The organism is Streptomyces justiciae (assembly GCF_015163075.1).
In the GTDB taxonomy this organism is placed as follows: domain Bacteria; phylum Actinomycetota; class Actinomycetes; order Streptomycetales; family Streptomycetaceae; genus Streptomyces; species Streptomyces justiciae.
Window position 1 is genome coordinate 1 of record NZ_JADDXU010000019.1, and the last position, 22,682, is coordinate 22,682.

23 protein-coding genes are annotated in these 22,682 nt (G+C 72.0%); 14 read left to right on the plus strand and 9 right to left on the minus strand.

The window, feature by feature from the left end; genetic code table 11:
- Positions 1-334 precede the first annotated feature (334 nt).
- Positions 335-1,465, minus strand: coding sequence for an allantoicase (gene alc / locus IQ210_RS38025; protein ID WP_194083817.1), 1,131 nt, complete (start codon positions 1,463-1,465; stop codon positions 335-337).
- 49 nt (positions 1,466-1,514) lie between these two features.
- Complete coding sequence (gene allB, locus IQ210_RS38030) at positions 1,515-2,852, minus strand: allantoinase AllB (RefSeq protein ID WP_194083818.1); 1,338 nt, start codon at positions 2,850-2,852, stop codon at positions 1,515-1,517.
- Between the two features lie 252 nt (positions 2,853-3,104).
- Here allB and IQ210_RS38035 point away from each other — a divergent pair, with 252 nt between their 5' ends.
- The gene (locus tag IQ210_RS38035) at positions 3,105-3,899 is read left to right on the plus strand and encodes an IclR family transcriptional regulator (protein WP_194083819.1); all 795 of its coding nucleotides are present in this window, start codon (positions 3,105-3,107) and stop codon (positions 3,897-3,899) included.
- Entirely contained in the window at positions 3,896-4,564 is a 669-nt protein-coding gene (locus IQ210_RS38040) for an SUKH-4 family immunity protein (RefSeq protein WP_194083820.1), read from the plus strand. Before IQ210_RS38035 ends, IQ210_RS38040 begins: the two co-directional genes overlap by 4 nt.
- An 18-nt stretch (positions 4,565-4,582) precedes the next feature.
- Here the strand turns inward: IQ210_RS38040 and IQ210_RS38045 are convergent, their stop codons facing one another.
- A complete protein-coding gene (locus tag IQ210_RS38045; RefSeq protein ID WP_256779926.1) occupies positions 4,583-4,873 on the minus strand; it encodes a DUF5955 family protein in 291 nt (96 codons plus the stop codon).
- 219 nt (positions 4,874-5,092) lie between these two features.
- On the opposite strand from IQ210_RS38045, the gene IQ210_RS38050 reads away from it, so the two are divergent.
- Together IQ210_RS38050 and aceB are read left to right on the plus strand one after the other, a co-directional pair.
- The gene (locus IQ210_RS38050) at positions 5,093-5,692 is read left to right on the plus strand and encodes a nucleotidyltransferase family protein (RefSeq protein ID WP_194083822.1); all 600 of its coding nucleotides are present in this window, start codon (positions 5,093-5,095) and stop codon (positions 5,690-5,692) included.
- A 187-nt stretch (positions 5,693-5,879) separates the two neighbouring features.
- Positions 5,880-7,505 carry a malate synthase A gene (gene aceB, locus IQ210_RS38055; RefSeq protein ID WP_194083823.1) on the plus strand — a complete coding sequence of 542 codons (1,626 nt, stop codon included), beginning with the start codon at positions 5,880-5,882 and terminating at the stop codon, positions 7,503-7,505.
- Position 7,506: 1 nt separating this feature from the next.
- Here aceB and IQ210_RS38060 read toward each other — a convergent pair whose 3' ends face one another.
- Genes IQ210_RS38060 through IQ210_RS38070 form a run of 3 tightly spaced genes read right to left on the minus strand, consistent with a single transcriptional unit; the run spans position 7,507 to position 10,179 of the window.
- Complete coding sequence (locus IQ210_RS38060) at positions 7,507-7,797, minus strand: SelT/SelW/SelH family protein (protein ID WP_194083824.1); 291 nt, start codon at positions 7,795-7,797, stop codon at positions 7,507-7,509.
- Positions 7,794-8,699, minus strand: a complete 906-nt coding sequence (locus tag IQ210_RS38065; RefSeq protein WP_194083825.1) for a HipA family kinase — start codon at positions 8,697-8,699, stop codon at positions 7,794-7,796. The genes IQ210_RS38060 and IQ210_RS38065 overlap by 4 nt, the downstream gene beginning before the upstream one ends.
- Positions 8,700-8,721: 22 nt before the next feature.
- Positions 8,722-10,179, minus strand: a complete 1,458-nt coding sequence (locus tag IQ210_RS38070) for an IucA/IucC family protein (RefSeq protein WP_407699736.1) — start codon at positions 10,177-10,179, stop codon at positions 8,722-8,724.
- Positions 10,180-10,266: 87 nt separating this feature from the next.
- Here IQ210_RS38070 and IQ210_RS38075 point away from each other — a divergent pair, with 87 nt between their 5' ends.
- From IQ210_RS38075 to IQ210_RS38085, 3 genes are read left to right on the plus strand one after another with little or no spacing between them, the layout of a single operon-like run.
- Complete coding sequence (locus IQ210_RS38075; RefSeq protein ID WP_194083827.1) at positions 10,267-11,763, plus strand: IucA/IucC family protein; 1,497 nt, start codon at positions 10,267-10,269, stop codon at positions 11,761-11,763.
- 25 nt (positions 11,764-11,788) lie between these two features.
- Entirely contained in the window at positions 11,789-13,054 is a 1,266-nt protein-coding gene (locus tag IQ210_RS38080) for a VWA domain-containing protein (RefSeq protein WP_194083828.1), read from the plus strand.
- Positions 13,054-13,860, plus strand: a complete 807-nt coding sequence (locus IQ210_RS38085) for a hypothetical protein (protein WP_194083829.1) — start codon at positions 13,054-13,056, stop codon at positions 13,858-13,860. The genes IQ210_RS38080 and IQ210_RS38085 overlap by 1 nt, the downstream gene beginning before the upstream one ends.
- Positions 13,861-13,904: 44 nt before the next feature.
- Here the strand turns inward: IQ210_RS38085 and IQ210_RS38090 are convergent, their stop codons facing one another.
- Entirely contained in the window at positions 13,905-14,543 is a 639-nt protein-coding gene (locus IQ210_RS38090) for a winged helix-turn-helix transcriptional regulator (RefSeq protein ID WP_194083830.1), read from the minus strand.
- Between the two features lie 87 nt (positions 14,544-14,630).
- Here IQ210_RS38090 and IQ210_RS38095 point away from each other — a divergent pair, with 87 nt between their 5' ends.
- From IQ210_RS38095 to IQ210_RS38110, 4 genes are all read left to right on the plus strand, one after another.
- Positions 14,631-15,839 (plus strand): pyridoxal phosphate-dependent aminotransferase, encoded by a 1,209-nt coding sequence (locus IQ210_RS38095; RefSeq protein WP_059195409.1) that lies wholly within the window; start codon positions 14,631-14,633, stop codon positions 15,837-15,839.
- Positions 15,840-15,883: 44 nt separating this feature from the next.
- Positions 15,884-16,483: a histidine phosphatase family protein gene (locus tag IQ210_RS38100; protein WP_194083831.1), complete on the plus strand. Its 600-nt coding sequence runs from the start codon at positions 15,884-15,886 to the stop codon at positions 16,481-16,483.
- Positions 16,484-16,562: 79 nt separating this feature from the next.
- Positions 16,563-17,189 (plus strand): hypothetical protein, encoded by a 627-nt coding sequence (locus IQ210_RS38105; RefSeq protein ID WP_194083832.1) that lies wholly within the window; start codon positions 16,563-16,565, stop codon positions 17,187-17,189.
- A gap of 54 nt (positions 17,190-17,243) precedes the next feature.
- Positions 17,244-17,666 (plus strand): acyl-CoA thioesterase, encoded by a 423-nt coding sequence (locus tag IQ210_RS38110; RefSeq protein WP_126275104.1) that lies wholly within the window; start codon positions 17,244-17,246, stop codon positions 17,664-17,666.
- A gap of 19 nt (positions 17,667-17,685) precedes the next feature.
- On the opposite strand, the gene IQ210_RS38115 is transcribed toward IQ210_RS38110, so the two are convergent.
- On the minus strand, positions 17,686-18,087 hold the full coding sequence (locus tag IQ210_RS38115) for a winged helix-turn-helix transcriptional regulator (protein WP_194083833.1): 402 nt from the start codon (positions 18,085-18,087) through the stop codon (positions 17,686-17,688).
- A gap of 82 nt (positions 18,088-18,169) precedes the next feature.
- Between IQ210_RS38115 and IQ210_RS38120 the strand changes: the two genes are divergently transcribed.
- On the plus strand, positions 18,170-19,606 hold the full coding sequence (locus tag IQ210_RS38120) for an MFS transporter (RefSeq protein WP_194083834.1): 1,437 nt from the start codon (positions 18,170-18,172) through the stop codon (positions 19,604-19,606).
- A gap of 409 nt (positions 19,607-20,015) precedes the next feature.
- Here IQ210_RS38120 and IQ210_RS38125 read toward each other — a convergent pair whose 3' ends face one another.
- Positions 20,016-20,873 (minus strand): SDR family oxidoreductase, encoded by an 858-nt coding sequence (locus tag IQ210_RS38125; protein ID WP_228049262.1) that lies wholly within the window; start codon positions 20,871-20,873, stop codon positions 20,016-20,018.
- 99 nt (positions 20,874-20,972) lie between these two features.
- Here IQ210_RS38125 and IQ210_RS38130 point away from each other — a divergent pair, with 99 nt between their 5' ends.
- On the plus strand, positions 20,973-21,761 hold the full coding sequence (locus IQ210_RS38130) for an AraC family transcriptional regulator (protein WP_194083835.1): 789 nt from the start codon (positions 20,973-20,975) through the stop codon (positions 21,759-21,761).
- 108 nt (positions 21,762-21,869) lie between these two features.
- Positions 21,870-22,679 carry a chitosanase gene (locus IQ210_RS38135; RefSeq protein ID WP_407699737.1) on the plus strand — a complete coding sequence of 270 codons (810 nt, stop codon included), beginning with the start codon at positions 21,870-21,872 and terminating at the stop codon, positions 22,677-22,679.
- The last annotated feature ends 3 nt before the right edge of the window (positions 22,680-22,682 follow it).

Genomic DNA, 22,682 nt, shown 5'->3' on the forward strand with positions numbered 1-22,682 from the left:
GGGGGGGGGGGGGGGGGGGGGGGGGGGGGGGGGGGGGGGGGGGGGGCGGGGGGGGGGCGGAGTTCGCGGTGGACGGGGGGCATGCGGCGTGAGGTAGGGCTTTTCTCGCCCCCGCCGCCCTTACCCGTTCCCATCCCCAGGGGCTGCCGCCCCTTCGCCCCCGCCCAGGGGGCGCTGCCCCCTGGACCCCCGCTCCTCAAACGCCGGAGGGGCTGACTAACCAGCCCGTCCGGCGTTTGAGGACGAGGCCCCTTCAGGGCCGAAGCGGGGGTCTGGGGGCGGCAGCCCCCAGGGATGGGACGGGTAGGGGCGGCGGGGGCGAGGAAAAGCCGGCTCAGCCCCCGAGCTCCTGGTGGCGGGCCACCAGCGTCGCCGCTCCCGCCTCCGTCAGCGAACCGAACAGCCGCAGCCGCGAGATCCCGCCGTCCGGGAAGATGTCCACGCGCGCGTGGGTGCCCACCGCCGGCGTCGGGAGGACGAAGCGGTGGTTGGTGTCGGGCTGGAGGCGGGTGCGCGGGAGGATCTCCTGCCAGGTGCCCGTCTCGCCGTCCTGCACCGACACCGACGCCCAGCCCGCGCTGTTGCCCTTCAGATACGCCGTGTCGATCTCGATCGCGCGGATCTGGGACTGGGCCACCAGCCGGTACCGGATCCAGTCGTTGCCCTGGTCGCGGCGGCGCCGCGTCTCCCAGCCGTCGTCCATCTTGCGGGAGCGCCCCGGCTGGATGGTGTTGGAGGCCGGCGAGTAGAAGAGGTTGGAGGCGTCCTCGGCCCGGCCGCCGTTCTCCAGGGCGACCACGTCGAAGGTGCCGAGGACAGACAGCCACTCGGGGTCGGGGACGACCTCGCCGTACACGCGCAGGCGCGCGATGCCGCCGTCGGGGTGCTGGTTGACGCGCAGGTGCGTGAAGCGCTGCTCGACCGCGACCTCGAAGCCGTTGGCCGCGTGGCCGCCGACCGGCGTGCGCGGGACCAGCGTCGTCCACTTCACGTCGTCGCCGAGGAGTTCCTCGGGGGACGGGGAGCCCGCGACCGACGTGCCCTCGACCGACACCGCCTGCGGGTAGTTGCCGCGGAAGTGGGCCGTGTCGACGACGATCCCGCGGATCACGCCGGGCGCGCCCAGGCGTACCAGCGCCCAGTCGTGGTCCTCGGCGGTCGGCCACGGGCGCTCGGCGGACGCGCCACGACGGCGCCGCGTCTCCCAGCCGTCCATGATCTTGCCCTTGTGCCCGAAGTGCTCGGGGTCGAACTCGGCGCGCTCGGGCAGGAGCAGGTTCTCGCGCTGGGCGAAGAACTCGTCGTTGGCGGCGATGACTCCGGCGCCGAGCTGCCGGGCGGCGAGGTCGGCGTACTGGGTGAAGGGGAAGTCGGCGGTGCGGTAGTCGGCGTACGGGTCACCGCCGCCGTACGGGTTCGCGTCGCCGGTGAAACGAGCCAAAGGAGATTCAGGCTGCGCCGTCACGGGATATGTGCCTTTCTGGAGTCGGCCGCTGCGGGTGCGGAAGTCTTGATCAGTTGGCGCGGGTGAGGAGTTGGCCCTTCGGGTCCGTGAACTCGCTGTCCGCGACGATGCGTTCGCCGCGCAGCCAGGTCGACTTCACGACGCCGTACAGGGTCTTGCCCGCGTACGCCGTCACGCGGTTGCGGTGCTGGAGTTCCGCCGGGTCGACGGTGAACGTCTCGTCGGGTGCGAGGACCGCGAAGTCGGCGTCGCGGCCGGCCTCGATGGCGCCCTTCTGGTCCAGTCCGACCAACTCCGAGGTGCGCGTGGACATCCAGCGGACTACGTCGTCGAGGGAGTGGCCGCGCCTCCGCGCCTCCGTCCACACCGCCGCCAGGCTGAGCTGGAGGCCCGAGATGCCGCCCCACGCCGTCGCGAAGTCGTCGGTCTTCAGGTCGGCCGTGGACGGGGAGTGGTCGGTGACCACGCAGTCGATGGTGCCGTCGGCCAGCGCCTGCCAGAGCAGGTCCTGGTTGGCGGACTCGCGGATGGGCGGGCAGCACTTGAACTCACTGGCGCCGTCCGGGACTTCCTCGGCGGTGAGGGTCAGGTAGTGGGGGCAGGTCTCGACCGTGATGCGGACGCCTTCGGCCTTGGCTGCGGCGACGATCGGGAGGGCGTCGCTCGACGACAGGTGCAGGACGTGCACGCGCGCGTCCAACCGCTTGGCCTGGGCGATGAGTTGGGCGATCGCCGTGTCCTCGGCGTCGCGCGGGCGGGAGGCCAGGAAGTCGGCGTACTTGGGGCCGCCCTGCTGGGGGGCCGCCTCCAGGTGGTGCGGGTCCTCGGCGTGCACGATCAGCAGGCCGCCGAAGGAGGCGATCTCGGCCAGGGACTGGGCGAGCCGGTCCTGGTCCAGGTGCGGGAACTCGTCCACGCCGGACGGGGACAGGAACGCCTTGAAGCCGAAGACCCCGGCCTCGTGCAGCGGGCGCAGGTCCTTGACGTTGTCGGGCAGGGCGCCGCCCCAGAAGCCGACGTCGATGTGGGCCTTGTCGGCGGCGACGTCCTGCTTCGTACGGAGGTTGTCGACCGTGGTGGTCGGCGGGAGGGAGTTGAGGGGCATGTCGACGAGGGTCGTGATGCCGCCGGCCGCCGCCGCGCGCGTGGCGGTCCAGAAGCCCTCCCACTCGGTGCGGCCGGGGTCGTTGACGTGCACGTGGGTGTCGACCAGGCCGGGCAGCACGACGTGGTCGCCGACGTCCTCCAGGCGGGCGCCGGAGGGGACTTCGGCGTCGTACGGGAGTACGGCCGTGATCTTGCCGGCGGTGACCGCGACCGAGGCGGCGCGCGTCCCTTCCGGAGTGATGACGCGCGTCGAGCGCAGCACCAGTTCAGCGTCGGACACCCGGACCCCTCTCTGTCACCAGTTAACTTCCGCGTAACGGAATTCAACTTTCTGTTGAAGGAGTCTTCACTCCCGTTCTCACGCCGTCAAGGGCACACTTCCCTTCGACGGCTCTCACGCCCACACTCTGGACGTTTCCATAAAGCGGAATTAGAATTCCGACAGGCAGAACGTAGCTACGCACAACAAGGGAGTCAACCGACTGCCGGGTAGGCTTCTGCCCTTCCTGCCAGGTCCCGAAAGGAACGCGCCGTGCCGACGTCCAGCGCCAGCACCACCGACTCCGCCAAGTCCGCCGGTGGCGGGGTCCAGTCCCTCGAGCGCGCCTTCGATCTGCTGGAGCGGATGGCGGACGCGGGCGGCGAGGTCGGCCTCAGCGAGCTCTCCGCGACCAGCGGGCTGCCGCTGCCCACCATCCACCGCCTCATGCGCACGCTCGTGGCCTGCGGATACGTCCGCCAGCAGCCCAACCGCCGCTATGCCCTCGGTCCCCGCCTGATCCGCCTCGGCGAGTCCGCCTCCCGGCTGCTCGGCACGTGGGCCCGCCCCTACCTCGCCCGCCTTGTCGAGGTGACCGGCGAGACGGCGAACATGGCGCTGCTCGACGGCGACGAGATCGTCTACGTCGCCCAGGTGCCGTCCAAGCACTCGATGCGCATGTTCACCGAGGTCGGCCGCCGCGTCCTGCCGCACTCCACCGGCGTCGGCAAGGCCCTCCTCGCCGACGTCCCGGACGCCGAGGTGCGCGCGCTGCTCTCCCGCACCGGCATGCCGGCCGCGACGGAGAAGACGATCACCACGCCGGACGGCTTCCTCGCGGCGCTGGCCGACGTACGGCAGCTCGGGTACGCGGTCGACGACAACGAGCAGGAGATCGGCGTCCGCTGCCTCGCGGTGTCGGTGCCCAACTCCCCGACCGCCGCGGCCATTTCCATCTCCGGCCCGGCAGGCCGCGTCACCGAGTCGGCCACGGACAAGATCGTGCCGGTGCTCCAGCAGGTCGCGACAGAACTCTCGGAGGCACTGGCCAGCCAGAGCCCGGCGTGACATCCGTCGAGGACCGCCTGACGGCACTGATGACGGCGCCGCTGGAGAGCCTCGTCGATCCCGGGCATCAGGTGCGGCCTACGGCGGTACGAGGGTGGCGGCTGCCGGAACCGGACCTGCTCGCGCTCGCCGAGTACGGGCTGCCGGACGACGTCGTCATGACCCCGTCGTTCCAGACCGCCGCCGAACCGACGCTCGTACCGAACCTGGCGGGGCCGCGCGAGCGCGAACTGGCCACCCCGGACGACCGGTTCTACGACCTGGGGCTGTGGGGCAGCCACGACCTGACGCCACGGATGGGTGCGGTACGGGGCGACGGCCGGGTCCTGGCCATCCGGTCGGCGCCGCTCACCGCGGCCGATCTCGCGCCGGCGCTGCGCGAGTACCACGCGGATCTCTATCACCCGGCCGTCGACTTCATCAGCTCGTCGGTCGCGCAGTTCGTCGACCTCAGCTGGCGCTGGCGGGCCGCCGTCCCGCTCTTCGTCGAGCTCACGGAACCGCCCCTGGGCTGCTCTCAGGCGGAGTTCGACGCCTATCTCGACCGCTGCGACGACTGCGAGCGGATCGTGCTCCGGGGCTTCGAGCGCATCGACCCGGCAGCAGTGCGGGCCGACGCCCCGCACACCCTCTGGGGAGAGCTGGTCGCCGACCGGGGCTGCTGAAGGACACCGGGCGAGTCGTCAGCCCCGCCCCGGCTCCCCGAACAGATCCACCGCGTCCCGCACCTCCGACAACCCCCGCGACAGTGCGCTGACCGAGCCGATCGCCCCCGCGATCAGCAGCAGTGAGCGGCGCAGGCGGGGGATCTCCGGTGTTCCGTCGATCGTCATCGCGGCCAGTGCCGCCAGTTCGTCCTCGGCGATCGCGCGGTCGGGGAACTCGGCCGGGTGCGCGGCGAGTTCGCGGCGCAGTCGGGACACCGCGGTCCGCAGTCCCGCCACTCTCGGATCGTCCTCGTCGCTGCCGGTCACTGGCCTCTGTCCCAAGCTCCGCAACACAGCTCTCCCCCCCGGCGCACCCCGTTGTGCGCCCTACCTCGTGATCCCGCCCGAAACAGCCCCGTGGCGCTGGTCGGGCGCCGGGGGACGCGGGTCAGTAAACGCCACCCCGGGCGCGCCGCGCCACCGCACGGACCGAAATTCAGCCCTTCGAAACCAGCCACTCCCCTGGGCGTCAGGTATGCAGGACGCATGACGGAGAACGAGGACCAGGTGGCCGGGCTGCTGCTGGCCGCAGGTGGCGGGCGGCGGCTCGGCGGGCGACCCAAGGCGCTGCTGGATCATCGCGGCAGGCCACTGGTGGAACACGCGGTGGGAGTCCTGCGCGCGGCGGGCTGCACGCGCGTGCACGTGGTGCTGGGGGCCGCCGCCGACGTCGTACGGCAGAAGGCCGATCTGGAGGGGTGCGTGCTCGTCGACAACCCCGACTGGGCCGGCGGCATGGGGTCCTCGCTTCGAGCCGGTCTCGAGTCGCTCTCCGGCACGGGCGCGCGGGCGGCGCTGGTGTCCCTCGTGGACCAGCCCGGCATCGGAGCGGAGGCGTTCGCGCGGGTGCGCGGCGCGTACACCGACGAGACGGCGCTCGTCTCGGCCGCCTACGACGGCGTACGCGGGCATCCCGTGCTGTTCGGGTCCGCGCACTGGGCGGGGATCGCCGCGACTGCCACCGGGGACCGAGGGGCACGCGCGTATCTGAAGGAACACGCCGCCGAGGTCTCGCTCGTGGAGTGCGGTGACGTCGCCCGGCCCTACGACATCGACACCGTCGCGGACCTGCACCACCTTGAGTGAGCGGGGTGGCACTGAGCGCCACCTTTCCTCGACTCAGAGAATCTCGACATCAACAAACCATTGAACTTCCACGATGAGGAAACTAGTATCCACAGATCAGAAGCGCCCTACCGCTCCAAGGGCGTTCCTCGCCGTACCCGGTTCGACTGGCACCCGGTGCCACGCTCGCTGAAGGAAGTGACAGCTCATGTCCGCACCAGCGCCGTCCCCGCTGGCCATCGTCGACGCCGAGCCCCTGCCCCGGCAGGAGGAGGTCCTCACCGACGCGGCCCTCGCCTTCGTGGCCGAGCTGCACCGCCGGTTCACGCCCCGGCGTGATGAACTCCTCGCCCGCCGTGCCGAGCGCCGCGCCGAGATCGCCCGCACCTCCACGCTCGACTTCCTCCCGGAGACGGCCGCCATCCGCGCGGACGACTCCTGGAAGGTCGCCCCCTCCCCCGCGGCCCTGAACGACCGCCGCGTCGAGATCACCGGCCCCACCGACCGCAAGATGACCATCAACGCCCTCAACTCGGGCGCCAAGGTCTGGCTCGCGGACTTCGAGGACGCCTCGGCGCCCACCTGGGAGAACGTGGTCCTCGGCCAGGTCAACCTCGCCGACGCCTACACCCGCAACATCGACTTCACCGACGAGAAGTCCGGCAAGTCGTACGCCCTGCGCCCGAACGAGGAGCTCGCGACGGTCGTCATGCGCCCGCGCGGCTGGCACCTCAACGAGCGCCACCTCGTCGACGCCGACGGTTCTCAAGTCCCCGGCGCCTTCGTCGACTTCGGCCTCTACTTCTTCCACCACGCGCAGCGGCTGCTCGACCTCGGCAAGGGCCCGTACTTCTACCTCCCGAAGACCGAGTCCCACCTCGAAGCCCGGCTTTGGAACGACGTGTTCGTCTTCGCACAGGACTACGTCGGCATCCCGCAGGGCACCATCCGTGCCACCGTCCTGATCGAGACGATCACGGCGGCGTACGAGATGGAGGAGATCCTCTACGAACTCCGCGACCACGCCTCCGGGTTGAACGCCGGCCGCTGGGACTACCTGTTCTCCATCGTCAAGAACTTCCGTGACGGCGGCGCCAAGTTCGTCCTCCCGGACCGCAACCTGGTCACGATGACGGCCCCGTTCATGCGCGCGTACACCGAGCTCCTCGTCCGCACCTGCCACAAGCGCGGCGCGCACGCGATCGGCGGCATGGCGGCGTTCATCCCGTCCCGCCGGGACGCCGAGGTCAACAAGGTGGCCTTCGAGAAGGTCCGCGCCGACAAGGACCGCGAGGCCGGCGACGGCTTCGACGGCTCCTGGGTCGCCCACCCCGACCTGGTCCCGATCGCCATGGAGTCCTTCGACAAGGTCCTCGGCGACAAGCCGAACCAGAAGGACCGCCTGCGCGAGGACGTCCACGTCGAGGCCGCCGACCTGATCGCGATCGACTCGCTGGACGCCAAGCCGTCGTACAACGGACTGGTCAACGCCGTTCAGGTGGGCATCCGTTACATCGAGGCCTGGCTGCGCGGGCTCGGCGCGGTCGCCATCTTCAACCTCATGGAGGACGCGGCCACCGCCGAGATCTCCCGCTCCCAGATCTGGCAGTGGATCAACGCGGGTGTCGAGTTCGAGAACGGCGAGAGGGCCACCCCGGAGCTGGCCCGCAAGGTCGCCGCCGAGGAACTCGCCAACATCCGCGGCGACTTGGGCGAGGAGGCCTTCGCGGCCGGCCACTGGCAGCAGGCCCACGACCTGCTGCTCGAAGTGTCGCTGGACGACGACTACGCGGACTTCCTCACCCTGCCCGCGTACGAGCAGCTCAAGGGCTGACCTACTCCCGCACCGCCTTGTCCGAGTGGCCCAGGGACTTTCCCGGGGCCACTCGGTCGCGTACGGCCTGCTTCACGGCCGTCGGCTCCGGGAAACCCTGTTCGCGCCGGTCCCAGACCACCTCGCCGTCGACCCGGACGACGAAGACGCCGCCGGTGCCGGGCTTGAGGGACAGCTCGCCCAGCTCCTGCTCGAAGGTGGTGAGCAGCTCCTGCGCCAGCCAGGCCGCGCGGGGCAGCCAACGGCACTGGGTGCAGTACTCGATCTGTACGACGGGTGCGTGCGGGCTCATCCGAGGTGCACCGACCAATCCTGTTCCGCCGCGGGCTTGCCGTGCAGGTCGGGGACCTGCTTGAGCCACGCGGGACGTCCTCGCTGGTTCTTCGCCGCCCGGAGGGCCTCCTCGGCGGCGAGTTCCTCCCGGGTGGGGAAGTCGGTGGGCAGCCAGGCCTCGGAGGCCCGCACGCGCGCGTGGAGATAGCCGACGTACGCCTCGCGGGCCTCGTCGGGTGTCGCGAAGTCGGTCAGCCAGGCGTCGGGAACCTCGGCGACGATCCCGTGCAGCAACTCCCGTGTGATCTTGGGCGCCAGTTCGGCGTCGGCGGCCCGGACGTCGGGGGCGGAGTGGCCGAGGGCGTGGTGGCGGAAGTCGTAGCGCTTGGCGGGGTCGGAGCCGTCCCAGCGGTGGTGGAAGACGAGTGCGGCGCCGTGGTCGATCAGCCACAGGCGCGGCGGCGCGACGCCGAGCGTGGGCCACACCATGAGGTTCGAGCTGTGCACCGTACGGTCCACGTTGACGGTGAGCGCGTCGAGCCAGACGATCCGGCCCGCCTCCAGCGAGTCGACCGGGAAGTGCTGGGCGACCTCGGGGGTGAAGTCCCGCGCGCCCGGCAGATAGTCCATGCCGAGGTTGAGGCCCGCGCTGGCGCTGTGCAGTTCGCGCACCTCCTGGTGGGGCTCGCTGTCCGCGATCGCCGGGTCGAAGTGGACCAGGACCAGTTCGGGGAAGCGCAGTCCGAGCGCGCGGGCCAGCTCGCCGACGATCACCTCGGCGACCAGCGCCTTGCGGCCCTGCGCGGAGGCGGTGAACTTCACGACGTACGTCCCCAGGTCGTCGGCCTCGACGACTCCGGGCACAGAGCCGCCGGACCGCAGCGGGGTCACGTATCGAACAGCAGTCACTTCGCGCAGCACACCCGCCAGGGTATGTCAGCGCTCACGGTGCCAGGGGGTTGGGCAGCGGCAGGTAGCGGGCGTCCGCGCCGTCCGCCTCCGTCCAGCGCAGCAGCAGGTTGGTCTTGCCGGGGAGGGTGGGCGAGGCGAGGAGCGCGGTGATCTCCGGGAGGCCGTGGCGGGCCAGTTCACGGCGCAGGGCGGGCCAGGGGTCGAGGCCCGGATGCCGCTCGGCGAGGACGGCCGCGACCTCGCACAGGTGGTTCACGACGAGCGTGTACACCAGCCGCTCCCACCCGGCCGCCCGGTCCACGTCCGCCAGCAGCTTCACGCCCTCCGCGTCCCGGAACAGCGCCTGCACGGGCGTTCCGTCGGCGTCCACGGCGACCAGTGTGTTCTGGAGGTGTGCTTCGAGTACGACGCCGTGGTCGGCGAAGGCCGCGAGGGCGGGCGGTACGACGGCTCGCAGATACGCCTCCCACCAGGCCGTACCGCCGGACGGGGCGCCCTCGAAGCCTTCCACCAGCCCGGCGGCGAGCAGCGGGGTCGCGCCGGGGCGGAGGTGCCCCTGGAAGCCGTCGCGGACCAGGACCGCCAGTTCCTCGAAGGCGAAGTCGGCGGTGCGGTAGCCGCGGTCGGAGAGCCAGGCGGCGGGGCCGTCGGCGAAGGCTTTCCCGGCCGCCTGGTCGGTCCGCCGGAGTTTCACCAGGTCGTGGCGCCACAGGCGGCGGATGTCGTTGGTGATGCGCACGTCCAGGCTGAACTTCAGGAAGAGGTCGCGCTCAGGGGCGTACAGGGTGCGGATCGCGGCCGTGGGCCAGGCGTCGAATCCGGTCGTGCCGAGCCGGATCAGCCGGCCGTCCGCGAAGGCGTCGGTGAGGTTCACCAGGTCGAGCTGCCAGGGGTGGGCGGGCAGCAGACGGTAGCCGGGCGGGGCCTCGCCGAGGGCGTCCAGGGCGGCGGTGTCGCCCTCCTCGACGACCGTGTCCTCGCGCACGCCGAGCAGCGTCAGCGGGAAGCGGGCGTGCGCCTCGGGCGCGTAGGGCAGCCAGCCGGCGGCCGGACCGCCGCCGCGGGCCTTCGGGGCGGGGTGGTAGGGGTGGCCGGTGAGCAGGGACTGCTCGGAGCGCAGATACGGGTCGGTGGGCGGCGTCGCACGCGCGCGTGCCGTGAGCAGGGCGGCCACCGCGTCCCGGCTGTCGATCATCTCGGCCGGCAGCTCGTGGTTGGACAGACCGGTGTGGCGGGTCAGCTCCTCGGCGACGAGCTTGACGAGTTCGGTGTGGCCGATGCGGCGCCAGTGGCCGCCGATGTGCACCTCGGGTTCCGCGGGCCGCCGCTCGCCCCGCACCCGCAGCAGCCGGCCGCTGGGCAGCCGGTGCGTGCGCGGCTCGCCGGTGCCCGGGAGCGCCTCGGCGACCTCCCGCAGCAGGCAGTTGAGCAGCGGCGCGGCAGCATAGGCGTCGGCGGCGGCCGGGGGGATGAGGTCCACGCGTTTCACTCGTTCTCTACGTGCGGGCGGAGACGATCAGTATCTCTGTCGCCGGCCGCCCGCCGTGCCACCTATGTGTACCCGAGGAGCCCACCCGTGCACCGTTCCCCCACCGCCGAGGCCGAGGTCGCCCAGGAGCTGGCCGAGGCGCGCCCCGACCTGGTGTCGCGGTACGCGGCCGAGCTGCCGGGCGCCCGGGCCGCCGTACTGACCCGGCTGTGGCGGGCGCTGGCGTACGAGCCGCTGCCCTGGATCACCGGCCGGGACGGTCTCACTCTGCGCCTGCGGGACGGACGCCGGCTCGAGGGCCCGCCGGCCGACCCGTACGCGACCGCCGCGTACGTCTCCGTCGTACGGCTCGACGGCACGGCGTACGACGATCCCGCGCGGCTCATGACCGATCTCGGCGTGCCGCACGGCACCGGTCTGGCGGCCGAACTCGGTCACAGCGTGGCGTCGTTGGCGCTGTCGCGGGCGGGGCAGCCGGCGAACCCCCCGAACGAGTGGCCCGTTGCCGACTGGGAGTGGGAGCAGCGGGTCGTGGACGGGCATCCGTTCCATCCCAACTGCCGTTCCCGGCCCGGCTTCTCGGTGCCGGAGCAACTGGCGTACGGGCCCGAGCACCGGCCGCTGGTCGGCTTGCGGCTGATGCCGGTGCGGGCGGACGAGTGCCTGGTGACCGGGGACTGGCCGGCCGGGATGCGGGACGGGGCACGGCTGTTGATCCCGGTGCATCCGTGGCAGGCGGCCCATGTGCTGAAGCGGGCGGGCGACGAGGGTCCGGCCGCGCATCCGCTGATGTCCCTGCGCACGCTGGCCCTGACCGGCGAAGGCCCGCATGTGAAGACCGCGTTGAGCGCCCGGCTGACGTCGTCGGTGCGGGACATCTCGGTGTACTCGATCGGCATGTCGGCGACCCTGTCCGCCTTCGCGGAGTCGCTGGCGGCCCGCACGGACGGCCTGCTGCACGTCACCCGCACCCTGGGCGCGGCCACCGCCGACTCCCCCGACCTGGCCGCCGTACTGCGCGAGTCGCCGCAGGTGTACGCCGGGAGTGGCGAGCGCGTCGTGCCGGTGGCCGCGCTCGCCGGCACCGGCCTGCCCGCGCGGCCTTCGTGGCTCGCGGAGTTCACACGGCTGGCGCTCACGGTCGGGCTGCGGCTGCTGGACCTCGGGGTGGCCCTGGAGGCGCACGGCCAGAACCTCCTGGTCGTGCTGTCGGCGACGGGCACCCCCCTGCGGCTCGTCTACCGCGACCTGGCCGACATCCGGGTCAGCCCGGCACGGCTGGCTCGACACGGTGTCCCCGTACCGCAGTTGAGCGGCCGGGTCGTCACCGATGACGAAACGGCCCTGCGGCGCAAGCTGTTCGGGGCGCTGGTGGCGGGTGCGCTGGCGGGGACGGCTGGCTCGGGCGCGGCGTTGGGCCGGGCGCTGGAGACGGTCGTACGAGATCTTCCGGACACCCCCGCCCTCGTGGCGCTCCGTGAGAACCCGCTGCCCACCAAGGCATTGACGCTGATGCGGCTGTCGCCGGGGACGCCCGGGGACCAGTGGGCGGAGCTGCCGAACCCGGCTCGTTTTGGAGGCTGACACCTCCGGTCAATAGGATCCGCCGATGATCACAAGACAACGGCTGGCGGCAGGAGTGTGCGTCCTGTTCGCCGCCCTGACGGCCGGGATCGCCGTCCCGGTCGCGGCGGTCGCCGGTGAGCCCACGGGCGGGACCGCGCCCCAGGTCGACCTCGTCCTCGACGTGAGCGGCTCCATGCGGACGGCGGACATCGACGGCGGCACCCGCATGGCGGCGGCGAAGCAGGCCTTCAACGAGGTGCTGGACGCGACCCCGGAGGAGGTCCAGCTCGGCATCCGGACCCTGGGTGCCAACTACCCCGGCGACAACCAGAAGACGGGCTGCAAGGACACCGCGCAGCTCTATCCGGTGAGCACGCTGGACCGCACCGAGGCCAAGACGCAGGTGGCGACCCTCTCGCCCACCGGCTGGACGCCGATCGGCCCGGCGCTGCTGAAGGCCGCCGACGACTTCACCGACAGCGCCTCATCCAAGCGGATCGTGCTGATCAGCGACGGCGAGGACACCTGCGCCCCGCTCGACCCGTGCGAGGTGGCCCGGGAGATCGCGGCCAAGGGCATCGGCCTGACCATCGACACCCTCGGTCTGGTCCCGAACACCAAGATGCGGCAGCAGCTGAGCTGCATCGCCGAGGCGACCGGCGGTACCTACACCTCGGTCGAGCACAGCGAGGAACTCACCGACAAGGTCAACCAGTTGGTGGACCGCGCGGCCGACCCGGTGGTGACGCCGGTGGCGACCGAAGGTGCCGCGCAGTGTGCGAAGGCGCCCACGCTGAAGTCCGGACTCTTCACCGACCGCGAGGAGTTCGGGCAGCAGCGCTGGTACCGGGTGGACGTCGAGCCCGGCCAGGAGCTGCGGGCCTCGGTGAGCGTGGCGGCCGACCGGTCCGTCAACCCCTCCTACGGGGTGCTGCTGCGGGCGGTGACCGTGCACGGCCGGGAGATCGTGCGCGGCGAGGCGTCGGGCAACGGCCGTACGGACGTGATCTCGACGGGTCTGCGCTACCCGAAGGCGGACAGCGACGAGGACGATCCGGCCGCCGAGACCGTGTGTCTCCAGGTCACCCACTCCTTCTCGGCGGCGTCCGGGGTGAAGACCACGCCGGGGATGCCGCTGGAGCTGACCGTGGACGTCGTGGACGCGCCGTCGTCGTCGAGCGACGTGGCCTCGTTCGGTCTCGGGCGCGGCTGGTGGCTGCTGGGCGCGCTGATCCTCACCGGCTTCCTCGCCGGTCTCGTCTGGGGCTGGCTGTCGCGCTGGCGGCTCGCGGTCTGGAGGACCAACTGATGCGGATCACACGAGTGTTGGGTGCGGCGCTGCTGACGCTGGGGATCGCCGCCGGCCCCGCCGCGGCCGACTCCTCGCCGTCCCCGTCGGCCTCGGCGGACGGTGACGCTCCCACGTCGGCCGGTACGTCCTTCCGTACGGCGACCGAGTTCGAGCAGGGCCAGCAGGCCACGGCGAGCGGCTCCACCGGCGACTACCTGTACTGGTCGTTCCCGGCGGACGCCGGTCAGCGCCCCACCGTCGAGGCGACGGTGAAGCTGCCGGAGACGCATGCGGCGCAGACCTGGCAGGTCGACGTGTATGACGGGCTGCGGCGCCGCCAGGCCTGCCAGTACGGGGCGCAGAGCCGCACCGCGGCGGCCGGGGCGACCTCCGTGGAGCTGGCCTGCGTCCTGCGCACGGTGCGCGCCTGGTCGGAGCCGTGGGCGAACGACCCGCTGCCGGGCACGTACTACGTCCGGCTGACGGCCGTCGGCCTCACGACGGCCGACCTCGGCCAGCCGGTCGACGCCACGGTCGAGGTGAACTCCAAGGACATCGGCGGTGCGGCGGCGGTGGACGGTTCGCTGGCGAAGCCGCTGGTGCCGGGGATCGCGATGAAGTCGGAGGCCTCCTCGGAGGACGACTCGTCCACCTCGGCCGTACTGTCCAGCATCGAGCCGGAGGACGGCTGGGCCGGCGGCTGGTGGTCCGACCGCTGGGTGTGGACGGCGGTGGGCGGCGTGCTGGCCGCGCTCGCGGGCGTCGGCGGGTACTCGCTGACGCGCGGGGCGGGACGGCCGTCGCGGGTGCCGCCCGGCGCCTGACACCTCGTCAAAGGGCCCGCCGCGTAAGGTGGCGGGCCCTTTTCTCATGCGTTCCTGAGCCCCTTGGCGAGCGTTCCCTCCCCCGCCACCTCGATACGGCCGTCCCGCACCGCGTCGGCCACGCTCAACTCCCCGCGCGCGATGGCCGTACAGGTGTCGACGTCCATGGAAAGCCGGGCGTCGGGCTCGCCGGGTGCGCGTCCGTGGCCGTAGACCGGCCCGTCCTCGGCGCCGACGTACAGATGGAAGTCCCCTTCCTCCAGCCGGACTTCGACGACGCCCTCCCCGTCTCCCTTCTCCCGCAGGGCCCGCAGCATCGGCAGCGCGAACCAGTGCGCCCGCACGGCGTCGGTGGGCCGCCGCTCCCCGAGCTCCGCCTCGCCCCACGCGCCCAGCGCCTGGATGACGGGCAGCAACTCCCTGCCACGGCCGGTGAGTTCGTAGACGTACGCCGCACCGGGCGGCGGCAGCCTGCGCCGGGTGGCGAGGCCGTCCCGCTCCATGTCCTTCAGCCGGGAGGCGAGTACGTCCGTGCTGACGCCCGGCAGGTCCGCGTGCAGGTCCGTGTAGCGGCGCGGGCCGGTGAGCAGCTCACGGACGATCAGCAGGGTCCAGCGGTCACCCACGGCGTCCAGCGCGCGGGCGGCGGAGCAGTACTGGTCGTAGCTTCGGCGAGGTGACATGCGACGCAGTCTAGACAAGTCGTTGGACTTTCCAAGCTGCTACTTGGTAAAACCAAGCAACACACGAAACCGGAGAGGCAGCAGAGCATGGAGTTCCGGCAGTCCAGCAAGCTCAGCGACGTCTGTTACGAGATCCGCGGCCCGGTGATCGAGCACGCCAACGCGCTGGAGGAGGCGGGGCACAGCGTGCTGCGCCTGAACACGGGCAACCCGGCACTCTTCGGTTTCGAGGCGCCCGAGGAGATCGTCCAGGACATGATCCGGATGCTCCCGCAGGCCCACGGCTACACGGACTCCAAGGGCATCCTCTCCGCCCGCCGCGCCGTCGCCCAGCGCTACCAGACGCTCGGCCTGGAGGTCGACGTCGACGACGTCTTCCTCGGCAACGGTGTCTCCGAGCTGATCTCGATGGCCGTGCAGGCGCTGATCGAGGACGGCGACGAGGTCCTCATCCCCGCCCCCGACTTCCCGCTGTGGACGGCGGTGACAACGCTCGCGGGCGGCAAGGCCGTTCACTACATCTGCGACGAACAGGCCGACTGGAACCCGGACCTGGCCGACATGGAGTCGAGGATCACGGACCGGACGAAGGCCGTCGTGATCATCAACCCCAACAACCCGACCGGCGCCGTCTACCCGAAGGAGATCGTCGAGGGCATCCTCGACCTCGCCCGCCGGCACGGCCTGATGGTCTTCGCCGACGAGATCTACGACCAGATCCTGTACGACGACGCCGTGCACCACTCGGCCGCCGCGCTCGCCCCGGACCTGGTCGTCCTGACGTTCTGCGGGCTGTCGAAGACGTACCGCGTGGCCGGCTTCCGCTCGGGCTGGCTGGTGGTGACGGGACCGAAGCAGCACGCCAAGGACTACCTGGAGGGCCTGACCATGCTGGCCTCCATGCGGCTGTGCGCCAACGCCCCCGCCCAGTACGCCATCCAGGCCGCGCTCGGCGGCCGCCAGTCCATCCGCGAGCTGACCCTGCCGGGCGGCAGGCTGCACGAACAGCGCAACGTGGCCTGGGAGAAGCTCAACGAGATCCCCGGGGTGTCGTGCGTGAAGCCCAAGGGCTCGCTGTACGCCTTCCCGCGCCTGGACCCCAAGGTCTACAAGATCCACGACGACGAGAAGTTCGTCCTGGACCTCCTCCTTCGCGAGAAGATCCAGGTCGTTCAGGGCACCGGCTTCAACTGGCCGACCCCCGACCACTTCCGCATCCTGACCCTCCCCTACGCGGACGACCTGGAGGCGGCGATCGGCCGGATCGGCCGGTTCCTGAGCGGGTACCGGCAGTAGCCACACCGGCGGCGCGGTACGGCCCGCTCTCCTAGCCTGGAGCCATGGGTGATCTCTTTCTCGTCCGGCACGGTGAGACCGCGTGGTCGCGGTCCGGGCGGCACACCGGGTGGACGGACGTTCCGCTGACCGAGCACGGGCGGGAGGAGGCGCGGCGGCTGGTGCCGCTGATCCGGTCCCATCGGATCGGCGCCGCGTTCGTCAGCCCGTTGCAGCGCGCGCGGGAGACGGCCGAGCTGATCGGGGTGCCGGACGCGCAGGTGGACGTCGATCTGCGGGAGTGGGACTACGGCGGCTACGAGGGCATCACCACCGTCGAGATCCAGCGCACCCGGCCCGGCTGGTTCCTGTTCACGGACGGGGTCGCGCCCGGTCCGCCGGACCATCCCGGGGAGACGCCTGAGCAGGTGGGAGAGCGGGCCGACCGGGTCCTGGCCAAGGTCGACGCGGCCCTCGCCAACACCGAGGGGGTGGTGCTGCTGGTCGCGCACGGGCACTTCCTGCGGGTGCTGACGGCCCGGCGGCTGGGGCTGCCCGCCGCGCAGGGGGCGCTGTTCCAGCTGGCGACGGGGACGGTGTGCCGGCTGGGGACGGAGCACGGGCGGCCGGTGATCGCCGGGTGGAATGTCAGACCTCCGGCTTAGTCTCGTAAGAGCCCAGACTCGAAAGAGCCCAAGCTCGAAAGAGTCCGAGGGGGGCTTCGGGAGCCGAAGGGGGAACGTCGTGACTCGTCCGCCCACCGCCGCGCAGCGCCGCGTCATCGACGCCGCCGATCCCGTCACCGGGCGGCTGAAGGGTACGGAGGCGCAGCTCGCGGCGCTGGTCAGGCACGGGCTGGCGTTCCGGCACGCGCGCCCGCCGCACGATCACTTCCTCACGCCGGCCGGGCATCGTCTGCGGGAGGCCGAGCCCGTGGCGCCCGCGCCGGAGACGCCCTCGGCGTCGGGGGTGTTCGCCGCCCGCATCGGCGGTGAGGAGGATCCGCCGGCCGCGGGTCCCGCCCGGGTGCGGGAGGTGCACAGTGCCTGGCAGGGGCTGCTGGAGCTGCGCCGGATGACGAATCCGGACGGGTCGACGGACCGTCCGTGCGGCTGGGAGCGGGCGCATCTGGTGCAGGCCGCAGCGCTCGCCCTGGAGGCGGCGGGGCACGTTCCCGCAGAGGCCGACGGCGAGCAGGGCTACCGGGTGCGGGCGACCCCGCAGCCCGAGGCCGTCGCCGTGCGCGAGCCCGACGCCGCCGCGCTGAAGGCCTGCTCGGTCACGCTGGAGGCGGCGGGCTGGCAGGTCGGCGAGTACACCGAGCCGCGGACCAGAGACCGCTATCTGCTGGCCTCGCCGAGACGCGTGTAAGGCGCACGTGTCAGGATCGGGCCATCAACTGCCGTGGCACGAGAGGTGATTGACGTGACCGAGCCGTTCGCCGTTCCGGTGACCGTCCGCGGGTACGAGACGGATGTGCAGGGCCATCTGAACCAGAGCGTCTACATCAACTACGCGGAGCACGCCCGCTGGTCGCTGCTGCGGGCGGCCGGGATCACCCAGGCCGGCCTCATCGGCAGCGGTGTGGGACCGGTGGCCCTGGAGACCACGATCCGTTATCGGCGGGAGCTGCTGGCGGGTGACGAGGTGGAGGTGAGCTGCGGCTTCGAGTGGGGCGAGGGGAAGACCTTCCGCATACAGCAGACCATCCGCAAGAAGGACGGCACCGTGGCGGCCGAGATCACGGCCGTCGGCGGGCTGATGGACCTCAAGGAGCGCAGGCTGGTCACGGACCCGCGGAAGTACTTCAAGGAACTGGCGGCGGATCCGGCCCTGTTCGGACTGTGAGCCGCCCTCGGCCCGCGGGTCACACGTCGACCAGCTCCGGCTGGTGCTCGGTGTCGTAGGCCGCGCGCGACTCGGCGATGTAGACCCTGTTGCGCTCGGCCCAGTCGGTCAGGCGTTGCAGGGTCTCGTGCAGCTCCGTGGCGACCGGCGTGAGGGCGTACTCGACCTTCGGCGGGACCGTCGGGTGGACCGTGCGCGTGACAAGGCCGTCGCGTTCCAGGTTGCGCAGGGTCAGGGTGAGCATGCGGCGGCTGATGCCCTCGATGCTGCGCTCCAACTCGGTGAACCGGATGGGCCCCTGGGCGGCGGCGACCAGGATCTGGACGCTCCATTTCCCGGCGACCCTGTCAAGAACTTCCCGGACCGGGCACGCGTGCGCGTTCACTGCCTCGACGGTTACACCGGTGTTCCTCTGGGACATCGAACTGCCTCCTTACACCTCTCCTCATGGTCACTCAGGATGCACTCAGTTACAAGTCGTGCACCTAAGGAGAGCGAAGGTCATGTCGACCACGATCGAGTCACCGACGAAGGCGGGGCTGCCGCCCCGAACGTACTCCCGCTGGGCGTCCCTCGTCGTCCTGTGCGCGGGCACGCTGATGACGATCCTGGACGGCAACAACGTCACGGTCGCCATGCCGGCCATCCAGAGCGACCTGGGCTTCTCGGCGCCGGGTCTGGCCTGGGTCGTGAACGCCTATCTGATCGCCTTCGGCGGGCTGTTGCTGCTCGCCGGGCGGCTCGGTGACCTGGTCGGCCGCAAGCGGATGTTCACGGCGGGGCTGGTCGTGTTCACCGCGGCCTCGGTGCTGTGCGGGCTGGCGACCGGGCAGGGCGTGCTGATCGCGGCGCGTGCGGTGCAGGGCGTGGGCGGGGCGATGACCTCGGCCGTGGTGCTGGGCATGCTGGTCGCGTTGTTCCCCGAACCGCGTGAACAGGCCCGTGCCATCGCGGTGTTCAGCGCGGTCGGCGCGGCGGGCGGGGCGCTCGGCACGTTCCTCGGCGGGGCGCTGACCGAGGCGCTGAACTGGCACTGGATCTTCCTGATCAACCTGCCGATCGGGATCGTGGCGTGGCTCGCGGCCGTGCGGGTGCTGGCGGCGGACGCCGGGGAAGGGCTCGGCAAGGGCGCCGACTACCCGGGCGCGGCGCTCGTCACCGGGGCCCTCATGCTCACGGTCTACGTCATCGTCGGCGCCGGCGACCGGGAGCTGACCGCCACCTTGCTCCTGGCGGCCCTCGCCCTCGCGCTCTTCACGGCGTTCACTCTCCGCCAGGCCCGGGCCGCCCGCCCCCTGCTGCGGCTGCGCCTGTTCCGCTCCCGGCTGCTGAGCGGCGCGAACGCCGTGCAGATCCTGATGATCGCGACGATGTACGGCTTCCAGTTCATCGGCGCGCTCTATCTCCAACGCGTCCTTGGCTACGGCGAGTTGCTCACCGGCACCGCGTTCCTGCCGGCGCCGATCGCGATCGGCCTGCTGATGCTCGGCCTCTCGGCCCGGACGATCGGCCGCTTCGGCGCCTACCGAGTGCTGCTCGCCGGGCTCGCCCTCATCGTCACCGGCATGGCCCTGCTGGGCCGCGCCCCGGCCGACGGCTCCTATGTCACCGACGTACTCCCGCCCCTGCTCCTGCTCTCCACCGGGTTCGCCGCCGCGATGCCCGCGTTGACCGGGCTGGCCATGTCGGGGGCACGGGAGGAGGACGCGGGGCTGGCGTCGGGCCTCTTCAACACCACGCAGGTGGTGGGAGGTTCACTCGGCCTGGCGGTGCTGTCGGTACTGGCGGCGAGCCGAACGGAGGGACTGCTCGACGCCGGCCGTACGACGCTGGTGACGGCGACCGCGGAGGGATACCAGCTGGCGTTCCGGGTGGGCACGGGGGTCGCGGTGGCGGCGCTGGCCCTGACGGCGATCGCCTTGCGGCCGCGGGGTGAGTGAGGGGCGGCGGGACACAGTGAAGGCTTGGCACGCCGGCAGGTGAAAGCGCGACGCGGGGCGGGGTGAAAGTGCGGCGCGGAGACAGGCGAAGGTGCGGCGCGGAGACAGGCGAAGGTGCGGCGCGGAGACAGGTGAAGGCGCGGCGCGACGACAGGTGAAGGCGCGGCGCGAAGACAGGCGAAGGTGCGGCGCGGCGGATGCTCAGAAGACCCGCCCCGCCACACCCCCAGCCCCCCGCCCCACCACGGCCGCCGCCTCCTCCTGGGGCCTCGGAGTCCGCCCGCAGGACAGCAACACACCGCCCAGCGCCTCCACGGCCCGTACGACGTCCGCCCCCACCCCGCCACGCGCCCCCGATGCTCACCCACGTCGCCACGCCCCCCCACGCGCCCCCGACCCACGCGGCGCCTCACCCCCCGGCGAACACCCCCTTGTGATCCTCGGCCCACTCCCGATACGACCGCGCCGGCCGCCCCAGCGCCTCCCGTACGTCGTCCGTGACGGTCGTGTTGCCGCCCCCGCGGGCGAATTCCAGGCCGCCGAGGACTCCCTCCACCGCCTGTTCGCTCAGGCCGGACGCCGACAGTTGGTCCCTCAGCTGGTCCCGCGACGGGGTGATCGTCTCCACCGGGCGGCCGAGCACCTCGGCGAGCGCCGCGGCCTGGTCGTCGACGGTGATCGCCGCCGGGCCGGTCAAGGTGTACGTCCGTCCCGCGTGCCGGGCGTCGGTCAGGGCCGCCACCGCCACCTCGGCCACGTCACGCGGGTCGACGACCCCCTGTCGCCCCTCCCCCGTCATGTTCGGCACGGGTTGGCCCGCCGCGAGGGCCTGCGCCCAGCCCAAGGTGTTCGAGGCGAAGGACGAAGGGCGGAGGATCGTCCACTCCACGTCGGAGGAGGACCGCAGGGCCTGTTCGCCGGGCAGGTGCCATGTGCCGAAGCGGCCGAACTCGGGCTCGCCGGTGCCGATGGCGGAGAGTTTCACGATCCGCCGCACCCCCGCCGCCCGCGTCAGCTCGATCAGCCGCACGTCCCGCCCGCCGTCCTCAGGCCCGAGCACCCCCACCAGGAACACGGCGTCGACCCCCGCCAACGCCGCCTCCAGGGAGGGTTGGTCGAGGAAGTCCCCGCGCACCACCTCCACGCCGTCGGGCATCACCGCCCGCCCGGGGTCGCGGGTCAGGGCGCGGACCTTCTCGCCGCGTGCCACGAGCTGTCGTACGACTTCACTGCCGATGGTGCCGGTCGCACCCGTCACTAGGATCATGGCCTCCACGCTGGCGGACGGCCCCACGGCAACTCTTGGAAATTCCGGCACGGTTGGCCGACCCGCTCGGCCGTCTCGCCCGCTTACGGTGGAGCAGTGATGACGACCGCCCCGGCAGCACCCGCCCCGCCCCTCTCCGTGCCCGACGCCCTGCGCCCCTGGGTCGCCGAGATCGCCACGGTGACCGGCGGCGAGTCGGTCGCGCATGCCCCCGACACCGCCACGAAGCTGGTCGTGCGGGTCGGCGAGGACGGTCGGCGCGACGCCCTGGTCGTCGGACCGCGGACGCGCGCCTCGTACCACCGGGCCGGGGCCGAGCGCCTCGCGTCCTGCGTGCAGCTGCATCTCGCGCCGGGGACGGCACGTCCGCTGCTCGGGGTGGCGGCGGCCGACCTCGTCGGCCGGGTGATGCCGCTGCGGGAGCTGCCCACGCGTACGGCGCGGCAACTGTCGTACGACACCGCCGACTTGGAGACGGACGAGCTGATCGACCGGCTGACGCACACCCTCGGCCGGCTCCCGCTCCCGGACTCGCGGGGCAAGCTGCTGCGGGCGGCCGTCGACGCCCTGTCGATGCGCGGCGGCCGGCCGCCGGCGCAGGTGCAGGACGTGGCGCGGGAACTCGCCGTCAGTGAGCGGCAGTTGCGGAACCTCTTCGCGGAGGGCGTCGGCCTCTCCCCCAAGCACTACGCACGCATCGACCGCGTCCGCGCGGTGCTGGCGCAGGCGCCGACCGCGAAGTGGGCCGACCTCGCCGCCACCACCGGCTACTACGACCAGGCGCACATGACATCCGACTTCCGCACCCTGATGGGCGTGCCACCCCGCTCCTTCTTCACCGGCCGCCTCCCCGAGGCCCGCCCCTGCCAGGCCCCCGACCGGCTCTGAGCGCGGTCCGCGGACTCACAGTGACCTGCTAATGACATCTCACGGCTTTCCCAAGTCGGCGCGCGACTCTCGACTGCCCTTCCCCGCGCCTGCCTTGGAGCCGACACCGTGCCCCTGCTGTCCCGAAAAGCCGCCCGTCGCACCCTGCTCGCCGCCTTCGGGACGGCCGTGCTGAGCACCCGGTGGCCGTCCGCCGAGGCCGCGGCCACCACCGGGCTCGACGACCCGGAGAAGAAGGACATCGCCATGCGGCTGGTGTCGAGCGCGGAGAACTCCTCGCTCGACTGGCAGGCGCAGTACAAGTACGTCGAGGACATCGGGGACGGCCGCGGCTACACGGGCGGGATCATCGGCTTCTGCTCGGGTACGAGCGACATGCTGGCGCTGGTCGAGCTGTACACCGAGCGGGACCCGGACAATCCGCTGGCCGGCTATCTGGCCGCCCTGCGCGCGGTGAACGGCACCGACTCCCACGAGGGGCTCGACCCGGGTTTCCCGGCCGCTTGGCGCACGGCGGCCAGGACCAGGGCCTTCCGCAAGGCGCAGCGGGACGAGCGGGACCGGGTCTACTTCGACCCGGCGGTCGCGCGCGCCAAGAAGGACGGGCTCGGCACGCTCGGCCAGTTCGTCTACTACGACGCGATGGTCATGCACGGCCCCGGCACGGACGCCGTCAGCTTCGGCGGCATCCGCAAGCGGGCCCTGCGGAACGCCGAGCCCCCGGCCGACGGCGGCGACGAGACGACGTATCTGCACGCCTTCCTCGACGCGCGGGTGTGGGCGATGAAGCAGGAGGCCGCCCACAGCGACGTGAGCCGGGTCGAGACCGCCCAGCGGGTCTTCCTGAAGAAGGGCAATCTCGACCTGGACACGCCGCTCAAGTGGAAGGTGTACGGGGACAGTTACACCATCGCCTAGGTA